General features: G+C 69.6%; 19 protein-coding genes and 4 pseudogenes. 13 read left to right on the top strand and 10 right to left on the bottom strand.

The window, feature by feature from the left end:
* Window positions 1-373 precede the first annotated feature (373 nt).
* Both BM536_RS38435 and BM536_RS38430 read right to left on the bottom strand, forming a co-directional pair.
* Window positions 374-1,249, bottom strand: a complete 876-nt coding sequence (locus tag BM536_RS38435; protein WP_073497228.1) for a sigma-70 family RNA polymerase sigma factor — start codon at window positions 1,247-1,249, stop codon at window positions 374-376.
* Window positions 1,246-1,623: a VOC family protein gene (locus BM536_RS38430; protein WP_073497226.1), complete on the bottom strand. Its 378-nt coding sequence runs from the start codon at window positions 1,621-1,623 to the stop codon at window positions 1,246-1,248. Before BM536_RS38430 ends, BM536_RS38435 begins: the two co-directional genes overlap by 4 nt.
* A gap of 246 nt (window positions 1,624-1,869) precedes the next feature.
* Here BM536_RS38430 and BM536_RS43750 point away from each other — a divergent pair.
* Window positions 1,870-2,022, top strand: a pseudogene (locus BM536_RS43750) (DNA mismatch repair protein MutT); the annotation flags it as partial.
* A gap of 87 nt (window positions 2,023-2,109) precedes the next feature.
* Here the strand turns inward: BM536_RS43750 and BM536_RS38420 are convergent.
* A pseudogene (locus BM536_RS38420) lies at window positions 2,110-2,700 on the bottom strand (alpha/beta hydrolase family protein); the annotation flags it as partial.
* 163 nt (window positions 2,701-2,863) lie between these two features.
* Between BM536_RS38420 and BM536_RS38415 the strand changes: the two are divergent.
* The 3 genes and pseudogenes from BM536_RS38415 to BM536_RS38405 all read left to right on the top strand — a co-directional run bounded on the left by BM536_RS38415 (window position 2,864) and on the right by BM536_RS38405 (window position 5,822).
* Window positions 2,864-3,235: a MerR family transcriptional regulator gene (locus BM536_RS38415; protein ID WP_079275158.1), complete on the top strand. Its 372-nt coding sequence runs from the start codon at window positions 2,864-2,866 to the stop codon at window positions 3,233-3,235.
* 435 nt (window positions 3,236-3,670) lie between these two features.
* Window positions 3,671-4,357: a polyprenyl diphosphate synthase gene (uppS, locus tag BM536_RS38410; RefSeq protein WP_245874031.1), complete on the top strand. Its 687-nt coding sequence runs from the start codon at window positions 3,671-3,673 to the stop codon at window positions 4,355-4,357.
* A pseudogene (locus BM536_RS38405) lies at window positions 4,354-5,822 on the top strand (oxygenase MpaB family protein). Before uppS ends, BM536_RS38405 begins: the two are co-directional and overlap by 4 nt.
* A 300-nt stretch (window positions 5,823-6,122) precedes the next feature.
* Here the strand turns inward: BM536_RS38405 and BM536_RS38400 are convergent.
* Window positions 6,123-6,656 (bottom strand): 2'-5' RNA ligase family protein, encoded by a 534-nt coding sequence (locus BM536_RS38400; RefSeq protein WP_073497232.1) that lies wholly within the window; start codon window positions 6,654-6,656, stop codon window positions 6,123-6,125.
* A gap of 450 nt (window positions 6,657-7,106) precedes the next feature.
* On the opposite strand from BM536_RS38400, the gene BM536_RS38395 reads away from it, so the two are divergent.
* From BM536_RS38395 to BM536_RS38375, 5 genes are all read left to right on the top strand, one after another.
* Window positions 7,107-7,616 (top strand): hypothetical protein, encoded by a 510-nt coding sequence (locus BM536_RS38395; protein WP_143651146.1) that lies wholly within the window; start codon window positions 7,107-7,109, stop codon window positions 7,614-7,616.
* Window positions 7,617-7,971: 355 nt separating this feature from the next.
* Complete coding sequence (locus BM536_RS38390; RefSeq protein ID WP_245874028.1) at window positions 7,972-8,457, top strand: hypothetical protein; 486 nt, start codon at window positions 7,972-7,974, stop codon at window positions 8,455-8,457.
* Between the two features lie 536 nt (window positions 8,458-8,993).
* Window positions 8,994-11,723: a CHAT domain-containing protein gene (locus tag BM536_RS38385; protein WP_073497220.1), complete on the top strand. Its 2,730-nt coding sequence runs from the start codon at window positions 8,994-8,996 to the stop codon at window positions 11,721-11,723.
* A 44-nt stretch (window positions 11,724-11,767) separates the two neighbouring features.
* Window positions 11,768-11,971, top strand: coding sequence for a hypothetical protein (locus BM536_RS38380; RefSeq protein WP_073497218.1), 204 nt, complete (start codon window positions 11,768-11,770; stop codon window positions 11,969-11,971).
* A gap of 6 nt (window positions 11,972-11,977) precedes the next feature.
* Window positions 11,978-12,631, top strand: a complete 654-nt coding sequence (locus BM536_RS38375) for a DUF6338 family protein (protein ID WP_073497216.1) — start codon at window positions 11,978-11,980, stop codon at window positions 12,629-12,631.
* 49 nt (window positions 12,632-12,680) lie between these two features.
* On the opposite strand, the gene BM536_RS38370 is transcribed toward BM536_RS38375, so the two are convergent.
* On the bottom strand, window positions 12,681-13,535 hold the full coding sequence (locus BM536_RS38370) for a class I SAM-dependent methyltransferase (RefSeq protein WP_073497214.1): 855 nt from the start codon (window positions 13,533-13,535) through the stop codon (window positions 12,681-12,683).
* Window positions 13,536-13,596: 61 nt separating this feature from the next.
* Here BM536_RS38370 and BM536_RS38365 point away from each other — a divergent pair, with 61 nt between their 5' ends.
* Window positions 13,597-14,232 (top strand): TetR/AcrR family transcriptional regulator, encoded by a 636-nt coding sequence (locus tag BM536_RS38365; RefSeq protein WP_073497212.1) that lies wholly within the window; start codon window positions 13,597-13,599, stop codon window positions 14,230-14,232.
* Between the two features lie 128 nt (window positions 14,233-14,360).
* Here BM536_RS38365 and BM536_RS40600 read toward each other — a convergent pair whose 3' ends face one another.
* A complete protein-coding gene (locus tag BM536_RS40600; RefSeq protein ID WP_143651144.1) occupies window positions 14,361-14,801 on the bottom strand; it encodes a hypothetical protein in 441 nt (146 codons plus the stop codon).
* Between the two features lie 166 nt (window positions 14,802-14,967).
* Here BM536_RS40600 and BM536_RS38355 point away from each other — a divergent pair, with 166 nt between their 5' ends.
* Window positions 14,968-15,477, top strand: coding sequence for a gluconokinase (locus BM536_RS38355; protein ID WP_073497208.1), 510 nt, complete (start codon window positions 14,968-14,970; stop codon window positions 15,475-15,477).
* 52 nt (window positions 15,478-15,529) lie between these two features.
* On the opposite strand, the pseudogene BM536_RS45175 reads toward BM536_RS38355, so the two are convergent.
* The 4 genes and pseudogenes from BM536_RS45175 to BM536_RS38335 all read right to left on the bottom strand — a co-directional run.
* Window positions 15,530-15,843: pseudogene (locus BM536_RS45175) on the bottom strand (ATP-grasp domain-containing protein); the annotation flags it as partial.
* The gene (locus BM536_RS45170) at window positions 15,738-16,118 is read right to left on the bottom strand and encodes a hypothetical protein (protein ID WP_425444730.1); all 381 of its coding nucleotides are present in this window, start codon (window positions 16,116-16,118) and stop codon (window positions 15,738-15,740) included. The gene BM536_RS45170 and the pseudogene BM536_RS45175, both read right to left, overlap by 106 nt.
* Before the next feature lie 375 nt (window positions 16,119-16,493).
* Window positions 16,494-16,739: a DUF5133 domain-containing protein gene (locus tag BM536_RS38340; RefSeq protein WP_073497203.1), complete on the bottom strand. Its 246-nt coding sequence runs from the start codon at window positions 16,737-16,739 to the stop codon at window positions 16,494-16,496.
* A gap of 486 nt (window positions 16,740-17,225) precedes the next feature.
* A complete protein-coding gene (locus BM536_RS38335; RefSeq protein ID WP_073497201.1) occupies window positions 17,226-17,609 on the bottom strand; it encodes an STAS domain-containing protein in 384 nt (127 codons plus the stop codon).
* A 38-nt stretch (window positions 17,610-17,647) separates the two neighbouring features.
* Here BM536_RS38335 and BM536_RS43740 point away from each other — a divergent pair, with 38 nt between their 5' ends.
* Window positions 17,648-18,655, top strand: coding sequence for an SDR family NAD(P)-dependent oxidoreductase (locus BM536_RS43740; RefSeq protein ID WP_342748884.1), 1,008 nt, complete (start codon window positions 17,648-17,650; stop codon window positions 18,653-18,655).
* A gap of 211 nt (window positions 18,656-18,866) precedes the next feature.
* Window positions 18,867-19,184, top strand: coding sequence for a hypothetical protein (locus BM536_RS41555; RefSeq protein ID WP_170109994.1), 318 nt, complete (start codon window positions 18,867-18,869; stop codon window positions 19,182-19,184).
* Window positions 19,185-19,213 lie beyond the last annotated feature (29 nt).

Below are 19,213 nucleotides of genomic sequence, written 5' to 3'. Positions count from 1 at the left end.
GCGATCGCGACGGCCGCCAGGACGACGTCGACCACCGGCCACACCCACACCCACACCCGCGCCCACACCGCCGCGGCTGCCGTCCGCGCCCACTCCCCCAGCCGGTATGGCGCAGGCTCCGAACGCCCGAATCGCTGATTGCCTCCAGCAGTCGCGGTTCGGAGATCGACTGCGCCGCCTTGCGCTCGGCGGGCGCGTCCGGTCGGCGGCCAGCCGGTCCAGCGCGGAGGTGGTGTGGAGGCATCCAACGGCTGCGTCGTAACGGTCGGCTCCGCCGAGGACCGAGCCCGAATCCGCCCCAGCCGCCTGCTCGTGGTGCCTGGTCGGCCCGAGATGACTCACACTTGCCCGGGCAGACCCTGACGCCCCTGGTTCAGGCCGGGGCCGGCAGCTGGATCGAGGCGAGTTTGGCCGGGTCAACGATGATGTGGATGCCGGTGATCCGGCCTTCGGTGACGGTAAAGGCGCTGATGGACAGAGGGGTTCCGTCGGAGCGCCAGGACATGTGGCCGGGGACGCCGTCGACCAGCACGGGACGGTGGCGGGAGACCTTCCCCGAGAACATGCGGGCACCGGCGGCGACCTTGGTGGCGCCGAGGGTGACGACCACGCCGTCGGCGGTGTCGACCGTCAGCTTCACGTTCGGGTCGAGCACACGTAGGAGCGCTTCGAAGTCGCCGCTGAGAGCGGCGGCGCCGAATGCCTGGACGACTCCGCGGTGCTCGCGGCCGGGGCCCGTCGGCCGGTCCTGGGCTTGGACCTTGCGGCGGGCACGGCTGGCAACCATCTTGGTGGCGTCGGCGGACTTGCCCAGGATCTGACCGATTTCGTGGAACGGGACCGCGAACATGTCGTGCAGCACGAACGCCAGGCGCTCGCTCGGGGTGAGCGAGTCGAGCACGACGAGCAGGGCGAGGCCGACCGAATCGGCCAGCGCCACCTGCTCGTCCGGCGCGGGCTCGTCGTCGGGCATCACCACGAGGTTCGCGAACTCCTGCTCGTAGGCGACTTCGACGTGGGCTCGGCGGGATCTGAGGAGGTCCAGGCTGATTCGGCCGACCACGGTGGTGAGCCAACCCGCCAGGTTGCCGATGGTCGCCCCGTCCTGGCGGACCAGGCGCAGCCAGGCTTCCTGGACCACGTCCTCGGCGTCGGCGTGCGAGCCCAGCACGCGGTACGCGACGGCGCGCAGCCGATCGCGATGGGCTTCGAAGTCCTCGCTCACGAGACCGGACGGGTGGGCGGTCACGGCTTGCGCGGCTGACGGAGCGAGACCCGGTTGCCATCCGGGTCCACCGCCTCGACGCGGACCCCGAACGGATAGTCCTGGGGTTCGGACTCTTCGAAGGTGACGCCGCGCCGGCGCATGATCTCGAAGTCCTTGCGCAGGTCGTCGGATTCGAGGATCACCGGACCGGGCGCGCCGGCCGGCTGTCCCGAAGTCGCCGCCTGCGACCACAGGATGATCTGCACCGGGCTGTCGGGAACGCCTACGGTGAGGAAACGCCCGTCGGGCCCCGGGAAGTCGAGCCGCTTCTCCAGGCCGAGTCCCACGGTGTAGAACTCCAGCGCGCGGTCCTGATCGGTGACGTAGATCGTCACATACATGATGTTGGCCAGCATCCGGTTCTCGATTCACTCGTCCGTACGACGACCGTTCGTATGCGGTCGTCACACCTATGACGAATGCCGACGGGAGAAGGTAACAGGACCGGCCCGCACGGGCGGTTGCCGGGCGCATGCGGAACGGTCAAGGGGGCTGCATCGGTGCACGCCGCTTCACCCGGTTGTCACAGCGGCAACAAGACCCCAAGCTCAGTGCGCGGACGGTGCTGACGCAGAAGAAGCACTCCGATACGGTCCCGAGCTATGACGAATGGCAACGATGTACCGGAAAAGGTGGCATGGATCCTCGTTCGGGATGATCGGGTGTTGGTGACACGTAGTCACGACAGAGATCGCTTCTACTTCCCCGGCGGTCATCGTGAGCCGGGCGAGTCAGACAGCGAGACCCTGGTGCGGGAGATCGACGAGGAGCTGCAGACGGCGATCGACCCCGGTTCCATGGTGCATTTCGGCACTTTCGAGATCGGCGAGGGCCATCCTGCATGGAAGGTTCTCGGCCGCGAAGGGAGTCAGGTCAGCTCCGCCCCTGCCGGCCGTGGCAAGCAGCACGCCCGCCTTGATCCGCGAGTCGGACAGGTCTTCTGCATGCTTGCTCACCGGATCGAGGACGCGCAGGCCCAGCAGATTGCCCGCCGTCTGACCGCCGAAGGAGTGTCCGGCTGCGGCAATGCGGCTTCGATCCAGGCGCCCGCTGAGCCCGGGAACAGCGGCCTCCAGCAGATCAAGCTGGTCAAGGATGCGCTTCATGTCCTGGACGCGGAAGCGCCAGAGCCGCGGTGTGCGGAGATCGTCCTGGGGAAGACCCACGGTCCTGGAGTCGAGATGGGTGGGCTGAATCACCACGAAACCGTGAGCAGCCCAGAAGTCAGCCAGAGGACCGTAGCCGTTCAACGACGACCCGAAACCGTGCGAGAAGACGATGATCGGCAGTTCGCTCCCGGTCGTCGGCGCGGAGATCCTCACCCGCAGGCCCTCACCGCGGCCCGGTGCTTCCAGCACTACCGGCTTCACCGAGACGATGGGGGCGGGAGCGGTGATGGCCACGTCCGTGGCCGCCGCGTCTGATGCAGTCATGGGCAGATCTTCCTTCGCATTTCCGATGGGGAAGCTGTCGAACAAGCTGGTCACGGTCGCGTCCTTCGCCTTGGCGGAGGGGTGAGCCGTCGCGAGATACGCTAAAACCTGACGCTGACGTCAGAGGCAAGAAGTGTTGTCCGCCTCACATCGGAGAGACATGATGCGTATCGGCGAACTCGCCACCAGGACAGGCGTCAGCGTTCGCGCGCTGCGCTACTACGAGGAACAGAACCTGCTCGCCTCGGAACGCAGCCCCAGCGGCCAGCGGCAGTACCCGGACAGCGCGGTCGACCGCGTCCAGCTGATCCAGCAGCTGTACGCCGCCGGGCTGCCGAGCAAGTCGATCGCGGATCTGCTGCCGTGTGTCGTGAACGGTGAGGCCACGCCGGAGCTGATCCACCGGCTTTCGGCGGAACGGGATCGCATCGACAGCCGGATCGGCGATCTGGTGAGCGCCCGGGACAGGCTGGGCACCGTGATTGCCGCCGCCACCGCGAACTGGCGAACAGGCCAGCACTGCCGACTCCAGTAATCAGCATGCCGGGCTCCGCGGCTGGGCACGGAAGACGCCCAGCAAGATCGACCGATTGATGAGCAAGATCGGTAAGGGGCGGCGCGCGACCGGTGGTGGAGACCGCTGCCGGAACGAGGTCATCGGGCATTTGAGCCAAGGGTGACGTCCACCTGTTTGGCCGGTCAGGAGCCTTTCGCGCCGTCAGACTCCTGAGAGGGAACGCTCCGGTGGGGCGTGGGCATGGGGAGACGGGGGCGAGGCGGGGTGGGCGTGACCGAGCGCGGTAGTGCCGACCGTGCTGCTCCGGGCGAGACGGGACGGGGCGTGCCGGACCCCGGCGTCCCGCACGCACGCGCGACGAGGGAGGACCGGCCGGGCGGGCGACAGGACGGCGACGAACAACGGCAGGACAACGGGCCGGCGCGTGCGGTGCCTCGGCACGTGGCCTGCGTGATGGACGGCAACGGCCGTTGGGCGCAACGGCGTTCGCTTCCTCGCACGGCGGGCCACCGGGCCGCGGAGACCACCGTCATCGACATCATCGAGGCGGCCCGGGCCGCGGGCGTCGAGTGGCTGAGCCTGTACGCCTTCTCCACCGAGAACTGGAACCGCCCGGGCACCGAGGTCGACTACCTGATGCGCCTGGTCCGCCGGGTCGTGCGGAAGCACGCGCCACTGCTGCTCGCCCGCGGCATCCGCTGCCGCTTCCTCGGGGTCACCGATCCGCGCATCCCCCGTGAACTGGCCCGGGACTTCGACGACCTGGCGACGCTGACCGCCGACAACCAGGGCATGACACTGACCGTCGCCTTCGACCATGGCGGGCGCCGGGACATCGTCGAGGCCGCAAGGTCACTGATCCGCAGCGGGACGCCCGCCGACGAGGTGACCGAGAGGCTCTTCGCGGACCACCTGCAGTTCCCCGACACCCCCGACGTCGACCTCGTCATCCGCACCTCCGGCGAGCAGCGCATCTCGAACTTCATGCTCTGGCAGGTCGCCTACGCCGAGTGGGTCTTCCCCGAAGTGCTCTGGCCGGACTTCCGGGCCCCCGACTTCCTCGCCTGCCTGCACACCTACCGGTGCCGCGACCGCCGCTTCGGCGGCGTGCCGCCCCTGACGAACGGAGACTCATCATGACGACCGGAACCACGGGAACGGCCGACGAGACGGCTCTGTTCGGCCCGGAATCGCAGTTCAATGCCTTCTTCGACGACCCGCGCTGGGCGCTGGCCATGATCCGCGCCACCGTGCTGGAAGCCGCTCACCCGCAGATCGGCGCCGCCCTCCTCGACAATTCCACCTTCGTCGCCCACCCCTGGCGCCGGCTTCGCAACACCTTCCTCAGCATGCGGCGCATGTTCGGCACCGACCCGGCGGTACGCGAACGGGAGGCCGCCCGGCTCAACCGGCTGCACGCCCGCATGAGCGGTTCCGACTCCCGCGGCCGCGCCTACGACGCGATGAACCGGGCGACCCGGGCGTGGGTGGTCGCCACCCTCTTCGAGAGCGCCGTCACCATGTGCCGGCTGAGCGGCCAGCCGCTCGACCAGGACACGATGGAGCGGATGTACGCCGAGTACCGCACGTTCCTCGCCGCACTCGACGGCGACGCCGCAGAACTCCCCGAGGACCTGAACGACTTCTGGCGATACTTCGACCGGGTCGTCGAGAACGAACTGGAGAACACCGAGGCGGCCCGCGTCATCCTCTACCGGCTCTTCGACCACCTGCCCGCCCCGGCACTGCTCGACGGCGCGCCGACACTGTGGGCGGCCGGCCGCGCCGTCGCCGGACCGCTCCTGGGCACGATCACCGTCGCCTCGCTCCCCGAGCCCTACCGGCGCCGAGCCGGCCTGCCCGAGATGCCCGGCGCTCCCACCCTCATGCAGGGCGCCTACCTCGCTGCCGGACTGGCCCGCTTCCTGCCCAAGGGTTGGATCAACGCCGAGAGCATCATTGAGCTCCTCTCCCTCTCACCTGGCAGCGACGACCCCCGCGCCCGGACCGTGACCGCCCTGCGCGTCCGCATGAAGCGGGCGTCGGCCCTGCTCCGCCTCCTCACACCGCTGGGCGCCGACGCCGATCCCACCCCGGGCCCGCGCCTTCGGCGGGCCCAGCGGAGAGCCGACGCTCGGCGGAGGAGTTCTTTCGCCAGGTGCTGGACCAGACCGGCGACGGCCACCTCGACTGGCCTGACCTCGCCGCAATGGCCCGCGAACTCTCCACCCGCCTCGACTTGGACGAACCAGAGGAGACGCGCCTCTACGACGCCTTCGCCGCATGGTGGCGCGAGCTTCAAGGCGCCCTCGACACGGACGGCGACGGCCGCGTCAGCGCCGACGAATACGTCGCCGCCGTTCCCTCCCTCGCCGGACCCGCCCTCATCCGCGTCGCCGAGGTGCTTTTCGACGCCACCGACAAGGACGGCAGCGGGAGCATCGACGCGGACGAGTACCGGACCCTCTTCCGCACCGCCTTCCACCGCGACCTCACCATCACCGACGGCACCTACGGTCAAAGCACCTTCGTGGGCGACTTCCTCTCCTTCATGTCGGGCCGCCGCACGAGCACCCCGTTCAACCCCCTACTCGCCGACGCCTGACGAACTGACGCATGCGGGCGGCCACGGTTGCACGCTTCTGCAGCCACGGTCCCAGAAGTGCTTCGAAGTGATCCCCCGGCGTGGCGTTGGGTCGTCGAGCACGCCTTCGGCCGGCTCAACCCCACCGCCTCGCCCGGGACTACGAGACCCGTCCCCACGCTCCAAAGCCACGATCAAGGCGGCAATGGTCGACCTCATGAGCCGCCGACCCACTCGGGAGGCGACCCCGAACCGGCGCGACGCACGACCGCCGCGCACGGCAACTTCACGAACTCGTCGAGCCCTGCCGCAGCACCCCTTTCAGGGGCGGGGCTCCAGCACCTCCAGGGCGCCGGTCTGGGTGTCGTAGCTGCGCAAGGTGGTGAATCCGGCCGACAGGGGCGGCGCCGGCAGCAGCTCAGGGACCCGCCGGCCGGCGAAGGCACCGGCCCGCCGGGTCCGGCCGAGGGTGATGTGCGGGCTCCAGCGCCCAGGTGCGTGGAAGGGGTTAAGGGTCTCGGGCGGGCTGTCCGAGACCACCGCCTCCCACACCCGGCGGTGCAGACCGGCCAGCGCGGCGTCGCAGTCCAGCGCCCAGGCCAGCACCGAGGTAGGCCGCTCGAAACGGACCACGCCAGTGAACCTCACCGCCAGCGGCAGGGCTGCGGCCACCTCGGCGAGTTCGTACCGAATCGGGCCGGTCAACTCCGGGCAGGAGGCCAGGGTCAGGTGCGGGCTGTTCGTCGGTGAACGGTGGCGCGCCTGACTGGGCAGCCCCGCGTCCGCCAGCCGCCTCCAGGCTTCTCGGACCGCCAGGTCTGCGGCCTCATCCAACAGGAGCTCGACCGTGCGCACCGCCCCAGCCTACCGGCGATCGCGTGGACACCGGGGTCGCGGTCGAAGTGACGGCGACCCGGCCCGCCGAGCCGCGCCGGCTGTCGGCAGGACCGGCGGCCGCAGCGGGACGGACACCATTCTCCTGATCACCACGAGCACCGTGCCGCATACGACGCTGACGACGAGGGCGCCCACCGTCCGTGCTGAGGTCCAGCCGTGATCAGGCGCCCCGAGCAGGGCCCGGACAACGGCACCCGCGGCGCCGGTGGCCGTGACGGCTCCCACCGTGGCGAAGCGGCTGATCGCCGCGAGGTCTCCGTGATGAAACACCGGGCGAGGGCGACCACGGCCAGATGCAGGGGGGCGCTGAGGAACAGCGTCCAGCGCCACGTTCCATGCACCGCCTACTGGTGGCGGGCCGTGCGCGCCCTGCCCCCCCCCCCGGACGACTGCGTTACGCTCCGCGCCATGAAGCTGAAGGCAGTGACCACGCTGGTTCTCGTCGGCGCGGGCGGCATGGCCATCATCGCGGCAACGGGAGTGTGGGCGCTGTCGGGTGGGCTCTACGGCTGTACCGGTAAGGACGAGAAGCTCGCCCCCGCTCTGGCGTCCCTGTCGATCCTCGACGCGCACCCGAGTCGGACGCGGCCCCGGGACGAGCGGTACTCCGGATGCGACGAGGATGACGGATTCGCCTACGCCGGGCAGTACTACCGACTCACGACGCCCCGAGCCGATGTGGTGACCTTCTATCGCCAGGCCGCCACAGAGGACGGCTGGCGACTCGAAAGCGGCAACCCTTCGCCGTCGCCGCCACCCGGCAGCCTCGCGGTCGACATCTCGGCGCTGTGCTTTGAGAAGCCCGTCGCGGGCACTACCGCCCATCTCGCTGTGTGGTTCCCCAGCGACCTCGGGGACAGTGCCGACGACTACGGCCTGGAAGTCACAGCCAGCCATGACGGCACCGCCTGGTGCTGACCCGGCATCGCCACGTTCGAGAGAACGAGGCGATTCCTCGCCCCCGCCTCCAGGCCCGGCATGCGGACGGCACGCCCACTGCCTAGATCGCCCGACGAGGGGGCCGTGCCATTCGTGGGCAGACCCTGCGGGGGACCACGGGGCCTGGCTGCGGCAAGGACCAGGGCGCCGGCACCGCTCCAGCACAGGTCAGTGCGGCAACGGATTCGTCGAGGTGATGGCGTACGGGATGCCCCTGTTCAGGACGCTGCGGACGCATCGGAAAGGCGACCGGGGGGCGCCCTACGACCAGGTTGCCTGCTCCTGACAGGTAACCCGCTGTCCTGTTGGAGTTGTGCTTCCATAGGATCACGTCATGACTGCCGATGCCCCGCTCACCCGAGAGTCATTCCGACGCCTCCACCCGATCAGCATGGCCCGTCCGGTGTCTCAGTTGCCGGATCGTGTCTGGACCGACGAGGACTGGGACCGGATCCAGCGCGGATATCGAGCCCGGGACATGGATGAGAAGTGGAACGTCTTCGTTGAAGGCGATGTCCTCTTCATGCACCGGAGTTGGACCGGTCACGGCGTCTATGAGGTGTCCTTTGCCCCTGCGGCCGGTCGTGGGAGGAGGATCGCCTCTGCTGTGGTGGAGGCCGATGGGGAGCGCTATCGGAATATGGGCGACGAGTACGACTGTCTGATGATGGAGCTGATCATCAGCGCGATCGTCCTTGGTGAGCCCGCCGCCGAACTCCGGTCGGCCCTTGTTGAGTTGGCTGCCAGGGCTTCGGGCAAGAGTGATCTTCCCTCGGGTGTGGTGCAGCACAGTGTTCTGGGATTGCGTTCTGGATCGTAGGTTCTGCAGCACTGGTACGGCACCATGCTGCCGACGTCTCCGACGCTGTCGGGTCACCCCGGATAGCGCAACGCCGACGACCACCAAAACGAGCGAACCCCACGCTGGCTGACGTCCCAGACGGGCACAACGAACCCCGGAGAATTGCGGGCCTTCGTCTTCGATGCCAACCCCGACCCCGCCGAAGCTCGGGAGGGACGTCTGACGGTCCCAGGAGTCACGTCGAGACATTTGTGCTCGATGGCCAGGAAGACGCCATCGAGCTCGGGGGCAGGATCAAGCCGCGCCCTCCGCAACTGTGCTGCTGCACAGGGCGCACCAGCGCAGGGGCCAGCGCGCACCGCCGCATGGTGCACTCCGGCGGCTCCCAGCGACGGTTTCCCTCATGGTCCGGCAGTCGTACGGTGGGTGGCCGAGTCGCCATGGACCGGGGGTCGTGGAAGGACGAAACGCACCCAGGCCACGGAGGGGCGGGCGGCATACGGCGGTCGGCGGTCGGCGGTCGGCGGTCGGCGGCATGACGGAATCGGGGGCACGTGGGGGAAGTTCACAACCTGGCCACGCGCTTCCTCGAGCTGCGGGCGCGATATTGGCAGGCGGCTGACGCGGGACAGCCGACCGGACAGCTCTTCGGGGAGCTGACCCTGCTCGGACGACAGATCCTGGCGGTCCCCCACGCGCCCGGCGGCGTGACCACCCGGCCGGTGGAGGCGTCCGACGTCGCGGGAATGGTGCTGGACGCCTTCGGGCGGGAACTGACCACCCACCGGTCCGGGGCCCGTACGCACCGGCAGGCCGTGGAACACTGGGCGCAGGCCGAGGAGTTCACGCCCCACGCGACACCCGGCCAACTCCGCGCCTTCCTGGCCGGCAAAGCCCAGTACGCGCTTCAGGAGGGCCGGGCCGATGAGGCACTGGCCCTCGTGGATCAGGCCACGGGACTGGAGGACGACGCGTCCCCGCCCTCGCACGGAACGCCGTCGGCCCTCTACGGCGACCTGCGGATCCTGCGGGCCGAGGCGTTGCACCGGCTGTACGACGCCGAAACCGCCCTGGAGGTGCTGGCGCCGCTGGAGACGGAACTCGCCGCTCTCCTTCCGGACGGGCCGATCGACGAGACCGATCCCGAAGCGATGCGTCCGCTCGCGGCGCTCCTCACGCACGGCGGCAACGGACCGCAGACAGCCGCCCGGCTGCTCCAGGCATCCACCGTCTACTTCCGGCTGCTGGACGTGCAAGCGGCCGCGCTCCGCGACACGGGCGCACCGGAGGCGGCCGAACGGGCCTACCTGCGCCGCATGCCGCTGTACACGGCGACCCGCCTGCCGGAGGCAGGGCTGCTGCAACTGGCCCGTTGCGCACTCGACCGAGGCGCGGTCGCCGAAGCGAGCCGACGGCTGGAGCAGGTCGCCCCACTGTTCGAGGACACCTCCGCGGCAGACCGGACGTCGATGCGGGCGCATCTGCGCTTGGTGCGCGGCGCGGAGTACTGCCGCCTGCGTGCCGTGGCGGCCCGGGTGTCCAAGGCGGACGGATGGTGTGACCAAGCCCTGCGCTGGTGCGACCGTGGGGCGCCCTTCCTGGCCGGCCATCCCGACGACGCCCTGGCGGCCGGCCTGTTCGCCGAGCGTGCCCGAGCCCACCGTGGCCGGGCGGACCGAGCCGGTGCGGCGCGTGCCTATCGCGACATGGCCCACTCCCTCGACCGAGTGCTGCGCGTGCCGCTGGGGCATCGCTTCGACTCACTGCACCTGCGCCATCGCCGACCGATGTTCGAGGAAGCGCTGTCCTTCGCAGAGGAGACCGCCGACGCAGCGCTGTGTGCCATGGTCACAGACCTGCTCAAGGCCCGCGCCTTCTCCGCCCGGCTCTCCCTGGCCCGCTCGGACGCACGGAACACCCCGGACGCCACCGCCGACACCGTCGACACCGCCGCCACCGTCGAAGGGAACGCACGACACGATCCGGACCACGCCGAGTTCGCCGAACTCACCGATCGGATCAAAGACGCCGAGCGTCATCACTTCTGGGAGCGAGCCAGCCGACTGAGCACAGAGCGGGCCGAACTGCTGACCAGGATCCGTGCCATCGACCCTCGCTGGCATCTCATCAGGGACGACCCGCCCTTCGACCCGGACCAACTCACCCGATTCCTGGCCGCCTACCACTCCGCCGCCCCCGGGAGCAACCGCGGCCGCTGCGTGGCCCTGAGCCTGTACGAACGCCCCGAGGGCATCCTGGCCCTGCTGGCGACACCGGACGGCGGACTGCGCACGGACGTCCGGCGGCTGGGTGACCACACCCTCGGCGCGCTGGAGGCCCATCAGCGCGAACTCCGGCGAGAGACACCCGTACGCCTGGACTTCTGGGCGCATCACGGCATAGGTCTGGCCGATCTCGTCCCGCCGGACTTCGCCGAGGAGGTCACGCGCAGCGGCACCTGTCTGCTGTCCCCGCACGGGCGTCTGCACAACCTGCCTTGGACGGTCGTCCGCCACCGTGGTGGCCATGTGATCCGTGGGACGGCCATCGGTGTCGTACCCAACCTGTCCAGCGCGCCGCTCCTGGACCACCAACCCGCAGGAACGGTCAGGGCCACGCTGCTGGGCGTCGACCGGCCGTCCCAAGGCGAGTCGCTCCCCGGAGCGCGGAAGGCGGTGTGCCACCTGGCTGGCTGGTTGGGGCCGGAGCGGCTGCGCGCGACGCCCCTCACCGGCGATCGGGCGACGGTCGCCGCGCTGCACTCCCTGCTGAACTCCGGACCCCCGGTGCGCGGCCGGACGGAGGTGCTCCAGATCATCACCCACGGCGTGACCGCTCCCGGGGAACCCTTCGGCGCCGGTGTAGCCATGGCCGACGACACACTCGAGGCGGGGCAGGTGCTCATGAGCCGAATGTGCTTCGAAGAGGTGCTGCTCACCGTGTGCAGCACTGGCCTGCGCGTCCCGGCCGACCACAGCGGCGGGCATGGGGCGCTCTCGGGTGCAGCACCCGTCACGCCACGCCCCCTCGAACTCGCCGGTGACGCCGCCAACGCGATGGTCCACGCCTTCCACGAGGCGGGAGCGGCCTTCGTGCTCGCGAGCCCCGTCCCGATCCGGCCGGGGCTCGCGATGCGCCACTCCGCCGAGTGGATCGTCCGCCGCTTCCACGGCCGAGCTCCCCTGGAAGCCGCCCGGCGGGCCGCGGTGGCCCTACTGGACAAGGGTGACTCCCCGGAGCAGACCGACAAGTGGGCCGGCATCACGGCTTACGGAGCAAGGTGACCTCAATTCCACGATGCACAGCCCCCACGGGCGAAGGAGCGACGATGACGCACGAGGCGGAACAGCAGCGGACACCACGCGAACTTTCCGAAGATGAAGAGGCCACGGCGCTGGCCGACCGGATGGGCGAGGACGCGGATCCGGACGACGACCCCCCGCTGGGCGTCGTGAAAGGTCCCTACCAGCCCAGCGACCGTCACCCGCACCCGCTCGCCCCGCGGGTGCCTCCAGCCCCGCCCGCCGAGTGACCGTTCATGCCCTCCAGCCTCGTCGGCCTCCTGGCTCTGCTGTACGCGGCCGTTCCCGGCTATCTCTACCTCGTCCGGTATGAACGCCACGGCTTGCGCGAGCGCCCGGGAGCCGCCCGGGAGATCGCCGAACTGTTCACGGTCGGCACCTTCGCGACGCTGGCCGTCGCGGGGGGCGTCCTTGTTCTCGCCGAGTATCTGCCAGGCCTCGCCACGCTGAACGGCGCTCTGTCCGGCGCGACGTACGCCCGCTCGCACGCCTGGCACCTCGTGAGGTCCGCTGTCCTCGTGCTGATCCTCAGCACCTTCGCCTGCGCGGCCCTGGGAGAGCTGCGCGGTCGCCGCAACGGTGCGAGCAACTGGTCCACGGCGCCCGGCACGGTGTGGGCCGAACTGCTCAAGCCCCGGCGCGGCGAGACCGATCCCCGCGTACAAGTGCTGATGGACGACGACACGCTGGTGTACGGCAGCGGACACATGGTCTCCGACGAGCGGGACACCTACTACCGCGACGTCGCCCTGCACCATCCGATCTCGGTGCGCCGGCCCGGAGAGGCTCAACCACAGCCCTCCGAGGCTGACTACATCATCATTCCCGGCGGACACATCCGGCTCATCGAGATCACCGCCGTCCCCCTGCACCAGCCCCCGGGACATTGAGCAACCGCGGCGCGGGGGTATGACCAGGGCGCGAGCCGGAGCCGCACGCTCACTTGATCGACAGGTCGCGGGTCGGCGACGCGGTGACGATCCAGACGGAGCCTGGGATGCGGACACCTTCGGTGGTCTCGAACTCCGTAAGCGCGTCCTGCACTTCGGCACGGATACGAGCGATGGTCGCCGGCGCGACATCGCGCAGGTTGTGGCGCGTCGTGCCCATGGAGAAGACGAAGTCGCAAGCGTCTCCGGCGTCGGCGCCGAAGGTCATGGGAGCCTCGGCGGGGGCTACGTCGATGTCGGTGAACCCGGCGGCGGCGAGTACCTGGTGGATGCGCGCCGGATCCAGGAGGGATGCCATCCCCCTGGCGGCGGGGGATGCCTCGCCCAGGAACGGTGAGAGTGCGGCGGTCGCACGGGCGTACGCGCTGTCGGGACCCCCGGGCCGCGGGCAGAGGAACGCGAGTCGGCCAGTCGGCACGAGCGCGTGCCCGAGATGGGTGAAGGCCGCGATGTGGTCGGCGAAGAACATGACTCCGCCCCGGCTGAGAAGGACGTCGAACCCGCGGCCGGGAAACGGATGCACCTGGGCGTCGCCCTGCTCGAAGGTGGCGTTGTCGATGCGCGCCGCGGTGGCGTCGCGGCGGGCGCGTTCCAGCATGGGCGCGGACAGGTCGATGCCCACGACGCTCCCGTCGTACGCCTGCTGTGCGGCGATGAGCGTGGTCCGGCCGGTGCCGCAGCCGACGTCCAGGACCCGGGCGTCGGCCCCGATGTCCGCAGCGGCGAAGAGGGGCGCGTTGAACGCGTCCAGCATCGCGTCGTAGCGCTCGGCGTGTTCAGCCCAGTGGACACCCTCCCAGTCGTTCCATGCCGCCGCCTGCTGCCGGTTGACGATGGTGTACATGCATCACCCTCCATTACTAGAGTTAACCTCTAGAGTTGCACTCTAGATATAGACTCCATTCATGCGTGAGGTCAAGGGGAAACGGGGCGACAAGGCCCGGGAGACACGGCGGCGGATCATCGAGGCCGCCGGTGCGCTCTTCGTCGAGCAGGGCTATGGGGCGACCAAGCTGCAGGAGATCGCCGACCGGGCAGGCGTGGCGGTGCAGACCATCTACTTCGTCTTCCGGAACAAGCCCTCGCTGCTCAAGGAACTGGTCGACATCGCGATCGCGGGGGACGACGAACCCGTGCCGACGCTCGAGCGGCCCTGGTTCGCCGAGATCACGGCCGCACCCACCGCCGAGTCCGCACTGTCCACGCTCGTCGCCGGCACCCGTAGGACACTCGAACGGGTCGCGGCCATCAACGAGATGGTCCGCGCCGCGACAGCGACCAACCCGGAGATCCGGGAGCTGTGGCCGGAGCAGACCGACCCGCGGTACATGGTGATCTCGACAGCGGCCAGAGCCCTCGTCGGCAAGCCAGGCGCCAACCCCGCCCTCACCGCCGAAGAAGCGGCGGACGTCATCTACGCCCTGCTCAGTCCGGAACTCTTTCTGGTCCTGACCCGCGACCGCGCGTGGCCGCCCGACAAATGGGAGCGATGGGCGTACGACACTCTCCGCTTCCAACTGTTGGCCACGGGCACGCGTTGATCCATCCGGGCAGGCCGACCGCTGGGTGGACAGCAGCGGGATCCGAAGATGATGGGGGAGGCTGCAACCGGCCGGCGTGCCGGCCCTCGTGGCCCGGCCGGTGGCGTTGAAGCCTGGGTCGCAGCAGCTCACGGTGACCTTGTCCGCGTCCAGCCGCCGGGCGAGTCTTGCGTCGACAGATGGTCATCAGCCTGGTGCGCCCGTACAGAGCCACGGACTCCCGGCGGGTACAGGGCTCGGTGCGGCGCAGATCCTCGGCCGGAGCGATCGTTCTCGCCTGCCGACCCGCTCCGGAGGCCTTGACGTTCCGTGCCGGCGCTGAGGCGGCCAGCCTTTGCCTTCAGCGCTTCGGGCAGGACGAACGGGCCCAGGCAGTTCACGGCCGTCTTGTCCGCGAAGCCCTCGGAGGTGATCCGCTGCGCGAAGGCGTGAAGGCCGGCGTTGTCGACCAGGACTTCAAGACGCGAGTAGTGCGCTGCGATCTCCGCCCGCTCCCCCACACACACGCACACGCGGCGCGCGTCGCGAAGCAGGCCTAGGTGGAAGACGTCGCCGGGCGCGTCGGTCACCTTCTCGAGGTCGGTGACGAGGGCTTCCGCCTTGCCGCGGGAGCGGGCGACCGCGCCGATCCGGTAGCCCTGGTGAGCGTTGGCAGCTACTCACAACGCGAGATGAAAGGCACAGGCCGAAAGAACGCCGCGCTCCGCGCCGTGTGGCGGGCCCTAGTGTGTACGCATGCCTCAGAATATTGCTGCGTTGGTCGTCGTGATGGGCGTGTCGGGTTCGGGAAAGACCACGGTGGGCCAACTGCTGGCACAGCAGCTCGGGGTTCCTTACGCCGAGGCGGACGACTTCCACACCGCTGCCAAGGTGGCGAAGATGCGCGCCGGCCACCCGCTCGATGACGAAGACCGCCGCCCCTGGCTGGAGAAGATCGCTCGATGGCTGACCGATCATGCGGACAGTGGAGGCGTGGTGACCTGCTCGGCACTGAAGCGGCGCTACCGCAACCAGTTGGCTTCCGCCGCGCCGCGCGTCTTCTTCCTTCACCTCGATGGCTCGCCTGAGCTGATCGCCGAACGGATCACCGCGCGACGGGGCCACTTCATGCCGCCCGCCCTCCTGCGGACACAGCTTGCCGATCTCGAACCGCTGGGCGACGACGAAGCGGGCGCGGCCATTCCGATCGACGGGACGCCACAGGAGACCGCTGCCCTCGCCCATGCCGCCGTCACTTCCTCCTGAGTCGGTCCGACCGCTCTGATCCGATCGCACCGACAAGTGGGGGCCGGTCGCCTCACATGACACGTCTCCCGGACGCGTCATGTGAGGCGCCGGCCCTCTTCTTGTGACCTGCTCGCTCCTGACTGGGGCCGGTGAGGTCGATGGGCTCAGGAAGGCCCGCTACGCCGGTGACGTTCACCTCGGTGAGCCGGCCGCCGATGACGCCGACGCCGACCAATTCCAGTCCGTCGGCCCGCAGGCTCGGACGATACGTTCGGCGATCAGCAGGTCGTTCTTGTCGAGGTCCGCGGCGTGGACCGTGCCGCCCGCGGCCATGTCGGCGCGGAAGTCCTCGCCGGACGGCCGGCGTAGGAATTTGCGGAACGGCCGGCCGCCAAGGAGGAGGAGGAGGAGGAGGAGGCGTTTGTCGCCCTCCGACACCTGGTCGGACAGCGGCTTGAGCACCGCGCCATGCGGCCGTTCCGCCGCGAAGCCAAGAAGCCGTCCTCGAAATCGACCGGGCGGACAGCAGCACGGAGACGCCCCCGGACGAGGGAGAGTTCACTGGTCTGGCAATGCCAAGCGCTGCGCCCGCGTTCGATGGCCGCGCGCATCATCGCGACGGACGTCCTGTGTTTCTGGCCGCCACCGAGTGGGTCCATGAATAAGACGAACACGCGCCCCCTCCCCCAGAACCCAGGTCCAGGGCAACGGCCCAACTCCCGACGTTCCCGGCAGAGCGTGCCCGCGCGGCGCGGGCCGGACACCGCAGAGCCGCCTTCGGGCCACAAGACTGGCCACTACACAGCCCCGACCGCGCTTCCAGGTCCATCCGGCCCGGGCGCCGCTCCCCCACTGTTCAGCGTAAAGAGTCCCACGCCAGTCGTGCGCGGACAGGTCACCCGCGAGTGACGGCACGGGCCGCGGTTCCGACGACCGTGGCAGCGAAGGCCATCACAGCCACCGGGAACAACTGCCGGATGCCGTCCGCTGACGCAGTGCAGGCAGGCAGGCAGGCAGGCAGAGAGGAATCAGTCCTACGCCGCGAGCGTCTCATCTTCCTGACCAAGGGTCACACGGCTCGCAAGGTACTGCTCCAGAAGGGCATCGGCCGCAACCAGAGCCTGCTCGGCAGTACGGGCTCCCGTCATCACACACAGCGTGTACGTGGAGTCCTCAAGATCACGGCTGGTACGGCCGGTGGGGCACACATCATGATCGATGCGTGCCTGAGCAAACCGCGCCAGCACAGCCCGCAGTTCCTTCTCCGCCGGAACGATCACGGTGATACCTCTCCCTCTCAAGCCCCTCCCGCAGGGCTGCCTGCCACCCTGCGGCGAACCGGTTACATCCCCACGTCCGACACCACGGCTCACCGCCGGGCACGTCTGGCACGTCTGGCACGCCTCTAGTGCCCCCCACCCGGCAGTCCATGCCACCACACCCCCAGTCCTTCAGCCCTGCCCCGCGGCAGACGCCCAACGGCCATGCATCCGCCGAAGGTCGACCCCCGCGGCCTGCCGGGCGCGGCGCAGCCCCGCACAGCCTGGTGACTTGGCTCTACCTCCAGGAGCGGGCGGCACTCCCCGGGAATCGGTCCCCGCCCGAATGCGCTCGACATCCATGCCTCCGGGGGCGGCGACCGTCGAAGACCACGACCGATCGCACCGCGACTGGACGTCGGGCGCGGGCCCACCGAGACCGGACCTGCCCTGGTGCAGGAGTCCGTCACGCGGTGAGGCGTGCCAGCCACTGGACTGCCCGAAGGCCTACCAGCCGCTCGGCGGGGGTGAGATCGTCATCCCCGACGCGCTGCCGTTCCACCGGGGCCCGAGCGCGGCCTGCACAGTGGGAGAAACGGGGAACAACGAGTCGAGCCCGAGCAAGCGCCACACCTGCTGGTAGTGGGCGTTGAGATTGGCCACGCGCAGAGTACCGGCATGGTCGCCGAGAATGCGTGACAGTTTGATGATCATGCTGATGCCCGAAGAGTCGAGGTAGTCGACTCGGGAAGCGTCCAGCACCAAGATGGCGCAGCCCTGCCTGACCAAGTCCTCGCACTGCGCGCCGACCAGGGTGGCGTTGTCGTAGTCGACCTGCTCCGGCAGCTGTGCCACCACTGTGCCCTCGTGCTGCATCAGCACAGTGAGCATGAAGAACGCACTCCCGCCTTGTCCAACCTGCTTCCACCATGCCGTCCATGGGCACTTCCCGCACGCCTACCCGTGACTCTGCCCGGCACTCTTGCGCACAAGAGACGCAGTGCACTCCCCCACCAGGTGGTGCGGTTGCTCCACAGTGCCTCCGCCAAGTTGAAGGCGCAGGTCGAAGGGCGGGCGAGACCGGCTCTGGGGGTTGCTCACGTTGGTCGTCGGCGGCAGTCTGCGCAGTAGATCGTCCGTCAGCGGCTGACTTCGGGGTCTGTCAGAACAAGCAGAGCGTGCAGGAGGTGGGCGGCGCGAGCGGGATCGGTGCGGAGCTTGGTGAGGATCCGCCAGCCACCCACTACCTCGGCGTGATCGCCGTCATCCGGGCCGCCTCCCGAGTGCTGCGCACGGGCGGCCGCATCATCGCGGTGAGTTCCGGAGTGGGCTCCCGGGTCGGCGCTCCCGGCCTGGCCGACTACTCGGCGTCCAAGTCCGGGATCGAGAGGTACACCATGGGCGTCGCACGCGCCTTCGGACCCCGGAACATCACAGCCGACGTCGTGGAGGCCGGACTGATGGAGGGCGGCATGCAACCGCCGGACCCCGAGACCCTGACTGCCCTGGTCAGCTCACTGTCCCTGCAACGCATGGGGCACCCCGACGAAATGGCCGCGGCGATCACCTTCCTGGCGAGCCCCGCCCGCGTCGTACGTCACGGGCGCGGTGCTCGACGCCCGCAGCGGCTACAACGCCTGAACCCGAATCCCTGCGCCGCGCCCCGTGCCCCGTGCCCCGTGCCCCGAAGGACATCGTGCCTTCCGGGCGCGCACCGCCGACGACCCGCGACAAGGCGTACGGCCCAGAGGCTGTGCGGGTGTGCTGCGACGGCGCTTCATCCACGCGCTGTTCTCCCGCAGCCTCGGCCTCGTGGAGGGCGGCGCGGATCGCGGGGGCGTCGCGTGCGAGGTCGACTCGGGCGATGGCGCAGCCACCAGCGCGACAGTGGCGGCCGGTTCGCGCAAGGCCCAGCGGTTCCGGCACGTGTCCCCTGACACAGGGCGGGCTGACGAAACGTCATCGGGCAACGGCCGGAGCAGCATCGCCGACATCTGCCTCAGCCCTGCGGGTCCGGCCCGCTCGTCGGACCAGACGATGAGCCGGCGAAGACGCCAACAGCATGACATCCCGCCGAAGTCGCAACCGACCCGAGGTCCGGAGGACTCCCCTCCATCACAACCGCACGCCGCTGACGAGGAGATGCACGTGACCGCGACCGCCTTCGAACACCACGTAGCGCACGCGTATGTCGACCCCTACGCCGCCGACCTCACCGACGGCCATCGGCCGGCCCTCGCCGACCCGTACCAGGACACGGACTACCTGCTGGCACCGCCCGACCCGGCAGAACGTCTCAGCTACACCATCGACCCACGCGACCGGCACCGCCTCGACCTGCACGCAGCACTGACCACAGCCGGTATCCCGCCCCGCCCCGAAGACCGCGACGCCATCGACCAGCTCAGCGCCCTTCCGGCCGGCATCAACGCCACCCTCCAGCGCTGGCTCCACCACTCCGCCTGAACCCACCCACCGTCATGCCCCATGCCCCA

Origin of the sequence: Streptomyces phaeoluteigriseus (assembly GCF_001896135.2) — a bacterium.
Classification (GTDB): Bacteria; Actinomycetota; Actinomycetes; order Streptomycetales; family Streptomycetaceae; genus Streptomyces; species Streptomyces phaeoluteigriseus.
The sequence above is the reverse complement of the archived record's forward strand: the minus strand, read 5'-3'. Positions and strand labels throughout refer to the sequence as shown.

What these genes read in the sequence shown, in the direction of transcription:
- uppS (WP_245874031.1), top strand. Translation starts at nt 3,671, where the DNA reads ATGGACGGCAACGGCCGTTGGGCGCAACGGCGTTCGCTTCCTCGCACG.
- BM536_RS43740 (WP_342748884.1), top strand. Translation starts at nt 17,648, where the DNA reads ATGCCGTCCATGGGCACTTCCCGCACGCCTACCCGTGACTCTGCCCGG.
- BM536_RS38430 (WP_073497226.1), bottom strand. Translation starts at nt 1,623, where the DNA reads ATGCTGGCCAACATCATGTATGTGACGATCTACGTCACCGATCAGGAC.
- BM536_RS38355 (WP_073497208.1), top strand. Translation starts at nt 14,968, where the DNA reads ATGCCTCAGAATATTGCTGCGTTGGTCGTCGTGATGGGCGTGTCGGGT.
- BM536_RS38395 (WP_143651146.1), top strand. Translation starts at nt 7,107, where the DNA reads ATGAAGCTGAAGGCAGTGACCACGCTGGTTCTCGTCGGCGCGGGCGGC.
- BM536_RS38375 (WP_073497216.1), top strand. Translation starts at nt 11,978, where the DNA reads ATGCCCTCCAGCCTCGTCGGCCTCCTGGCTCTGCTGTACGCGGCCGTT.
- BM536_RS38370 (WP_073497214.1), bottom strand. Translation starts at nt 13,535, where the DNA reads ATGTACACCATCGTCAACCGGCAGCAGGCGGCGGCATGGAACGACTGG.
- BM536_RS38390 (WP_245874028.1), top strand. Translation starts at nt 7,972, where the DNA reads ATGACTGCCGATGCCCCGCTCACCCGAGAGTCATTCCGACGCCTCCAC.
- BM536_RS45170 (WP_425444730.1), bottom strand. Translation starts at nt 16,118, where the DNA reads ATGGACCCACTCGGTGGCGGCCAGAAACACAGGACGTCCGTCGCGATG.
- BM536_RS38335 (WP_073497201.1), bottom strand. Translation starts at nt 17,609, where the DNA reads ATGCTCACTGTGCTGATGCAGCACGAGGGCACAGTGGTGGCACAGCTG.
- BM536_RS38415 (WP_079275158.1), top strand. Translation starts at nt 2,864, where the DNA reads ATGCGTATCGGCGAACTCGCCACCAGGACAGGCGTCAGCGTTCGCGCG.
- BM536_RS38380 (WP_073497218.1), top strand. Translation starts at nt 11,768, where the DNA reads ATGACGCACGAGGCGGAACAGCAGCGGACACCACGCGAACTTTCCGAA.
- BM536_RS38365 (WP_073497212.1), top strand. Translation starts at nt 13,597, where the DNA reads ATGCGTGAGGTCAAGGGGAAACGGGGCGACAAGGCCCGGGAGACACGG.